The organism is Nitrospirota bacterium (assembly GCA_016219645.1).
Lineage (GTDB): Bacteria > Nitrospirota > Nitrospiria > Nitrospirales > Nitrospiraceae > Palsa-1315.
On the sequence record JACRLR010000031.1, the window covers coordinates 1 to 2,778 of the forward strand.

A 2,778-nucleotide genomic window follows, 5' to 3' on the forward strand; every position below is an offset into this window, starting at 1 on the left:
TTCTGCGCATCCCACTCGTCGCCCTGCGTGCCGAGATACGCGCTGCCGAGTTCTGGGCTCACGAAAGCCGCCACGACGGATTCGATGATTTCGAACAGGCCGCTTTGAGCGAGTATCAAGCTGGCCGGAAGATAATAAGACCAGAGGCCCCGCACGCCGGCCAGGCGTATGAGCGCCTCTCGCAGCGGATAGGCCAATAACGCGCCGTAGGCGAAGTGGACGATGCGATCAAAGGGATTGCGGCTCAACGAAAACAAGTCTTTGAGCCAAAAGCCGAAGGGTACCTCGGCATAGGTATAGTGCGCGCCCACGGCGTGGAGCGCCATGAAGAATACAATAAGGCCGTAGGATACATCTGAAAACTGAAACCGCCGGTAGGTCAGAACCAGCAGAACCACCAAGGCGAGAGCCAGTAGATTCTCAAGGAGCCAATCCCTTCGATCGACCGGCGCGATGGCCAGCCAGGTCCAGAACAGCCCATAACAGAAGAGCAGTGTGGAGGTCAGATGAGTGCTTCTCGACTCTGCCCGGCTCAGGTCTGATCGTCCGACCTTCATCTCACATGGATGAATCGACGACGACCGGCTGGGCCTGGGACGACAGGTATGCCCCCCGAACCACGCGGACGACCGCAAGGATTGTCACGCAGAGCAAGGCCCCGTAGAGAGCAGCAGCTATGTCTTTCTGGGCATCGGATAGGCCAGCAGGAAGCCGAAGCTGAAGTGGACGATCCGGTCGAAATGGTTCCGTCCGAGATGGAACACCTGTTCCATCCACAGCCCGACCGGCACTTGAGCATACGTGTAATGCGCGCCGATGGCATGCAGGGTGAGGAAAAGCGTGATGAGTGCATAGGAGGTATGGGACAGCGGAAAAACACGATGGGTCGCGATCAACGCCACAACGAAAGCGGCCGGCAGAAGACTCGAGATCAGCCAGAATTGGGGATCGGTCGGCGACTGCGCCGTCCAAATCGAGAGGGCCACGTACCAGAGCACCAATCCAATCAACAGCAACTTGTCACGAGACAGCATCGATTCTCCTTGGCAACCGATTCAACGGATCAGAGAAGCAGCCTAATGGGAGTCGCGGCGCTCTTTTACTCTACGGGATGGTCGACTCGCTTGCAAGCCGGCCACAGAGGCCCCATCGGTCTTACGTATTCGCCCGCGAGAACGCCTCTCGGCTAGTCGGATTTCCATTTCCGCCAAAAGATCCACACCAGCACCGAGACAGCGATTGCCGCGAGAATTGTTTCGAACGAGTGCTCGGACATTGAGTCACACCATGAGGCTCGGTCCTCAACTTCTGCGGAAAATCGCCACGCAAAAGGTTTCTCCCCAGCACTCTAAGCGCCTGAGTCGAGGAGCCGGTCCTACCGATGGTGGCTCAAGTCATGAGTAAGCCACCCATCCGGATGACGTACCTCAATGACCCACTCAGCCTGGCGAGAGGCGGTGAGGATATCCTTCGTCTCAGCGTTGTTGACCGCCGTGAATGGCGGGACTTCAACTCCCGCGATCCTGGGTCTCGGAGGCTGGCAGAGTGTCAGACCCGACAGCCCGACGACAACAGCGCATAGCGCGATTCCTGATCGGCATTTCACTGGTGCTCCATTCTTAAACAGCCATTTAGAAGTCATTTTAACCCCCCCGTTCACCCTGAGCTGGTCGAAGGGTGAACGGAGGGGCTCTTGAAAACCTTGAGTCGAAACACACCTCCGCCTCTGGGTCTGACTGACATAGCTCCGTACTCTACGCTACAGCATTTTGCTGCCTGACAGCGCCCGCTCACGGCGGATCCCCGCCAGCACGCATGCAGCCTGGCTCAGGCCGCAGTGTAGGGGAAACTGGTGAGGGAATTGAGGCTTCGAGTTGGGGGCATCTTGCCCACGAAGTAAGACAGGTGTTGAGGCACTATGGGGCAACCCGTCCGTCCCGGTCTCGCGTCCGCCGACCGAACCGGTAGCACAATTCAACACTGGCGCGGGCCTCAAATCCAGCAACCAAGCTGATCGTCAGCGGGATTCTGCGGTGACTGGTCGGCTAGTTCAACGCCATGATCCCACGGGCGACGCAGAACACTTCGGTCTTGTTCGATCACGAATCGGTGCGCACGCGGAATCGTGGTTCAAGCGCCTTCAGATTTTCCATGATGCCGGTATACTCCAATTCCGCCATGGGCAACATGGCCGCACCAAAGAAACCTTGGCGTCGCATGCCGATGGCTTTGTCAGAGACAGTATCCCGTATTCGGTTCCAGAACGGATGCGCGAACGCGTCCGCTGGTTCAGTAAACCGTCCCTCATGCATGGCGAAGGCGGCACAGGTGATCACCGGGGGGCCATCGAAGTAGCTGATGCCCGACTGAAGCGGGACCGGCATCAAGGGCATTTGGTGAGAGCCACGCATACCACCTGCCACATACGCACCGACTGCATAGGGCGCTAAGATCTCGCCTGTCGCCGGAAAATCCTTTTGCACCCGCACCAGCATCACCGGGTCGTCCTTGCCGGTGTACTTCCCGGCAATGTTGTGCAGCCGTGAGGTGGATGCCGCCATGGCTTGTTCACCGCTGGCGACTGACCAGACCGATTCCACCACGTAGCGTTCGGTGTCTCGCAGCAGCGCGGCGATGTCGTACAATTCTTTCGGGGCATGGAGCTCGATAATCCGGTCACCTTCCGTATGATTCACGTCCATGATGACGAAGCGAAAGCCTTGTGCCATGTTGGGCGCCAGTATCAAACCCGGTGTGTTCATGGGGTCGGCGAAGGCC

The 2,778-nt window shown here is 58.2% G+C and carries 4 protein-coding genes; all 4 read right to left on the reverse strand.

Annotated features, from left to right (window positions below; translation table 11 throughout):
* Positions 1-557, reverse strand: a 557-nt coding sequence (locus HZB34_12145; protein ID MBI5316715.1) for a DUF2238 domain-containing protein, incomplete at its 3' end; no start/stop codon positions are given.
* Between the two features lie 117 nt (positions 558-674).
* Positions 675-1,034, reverse strand: a complete 360-nt coding sequence (locus HZB34_12150) for a DUF2238 domain-containing protein (GenBank protein MBI5316716.1) — start codon at positions 1,032-1,034, stop codon at positions 675-677.
* 341 nt (positions 1,035-1,375) lie between these two features.
* Entirely contained in the window at positions 1,376-1,642 is a 267-nt protein-coding gene (locus tag HZB34_12155; protein MBI5316717.1) for a hypothetical protein, read from the reverse strand.
* A gap of 457 nt (positions 1,643-2,099) precedes the next feature.
* Positions 2,100-2,778: fructose 1,6-bisphosphatase (locus HZB34_12160; GenBank protein MBI5316718.1), on the reverse strand; the 679-nt coding region annotated here is incomplete at its 5' end.

Coding starts and splice junctions, on each gene's coding strand:
- HZB34_12155 (MBI5316717.1), bottom strand. CDS start 1,642: ATGACTTCTAAATGGCTGTTTAAGAATGGAGCACCAGTGAAATGCCGA.
- HZB34_12150 (MBI5316716.1), bottom strand. CDS start 1,034: ATGCTGTCTCGTGACAAGTTGCTGTTGATTGGATTGGTGCTCTGGTAC.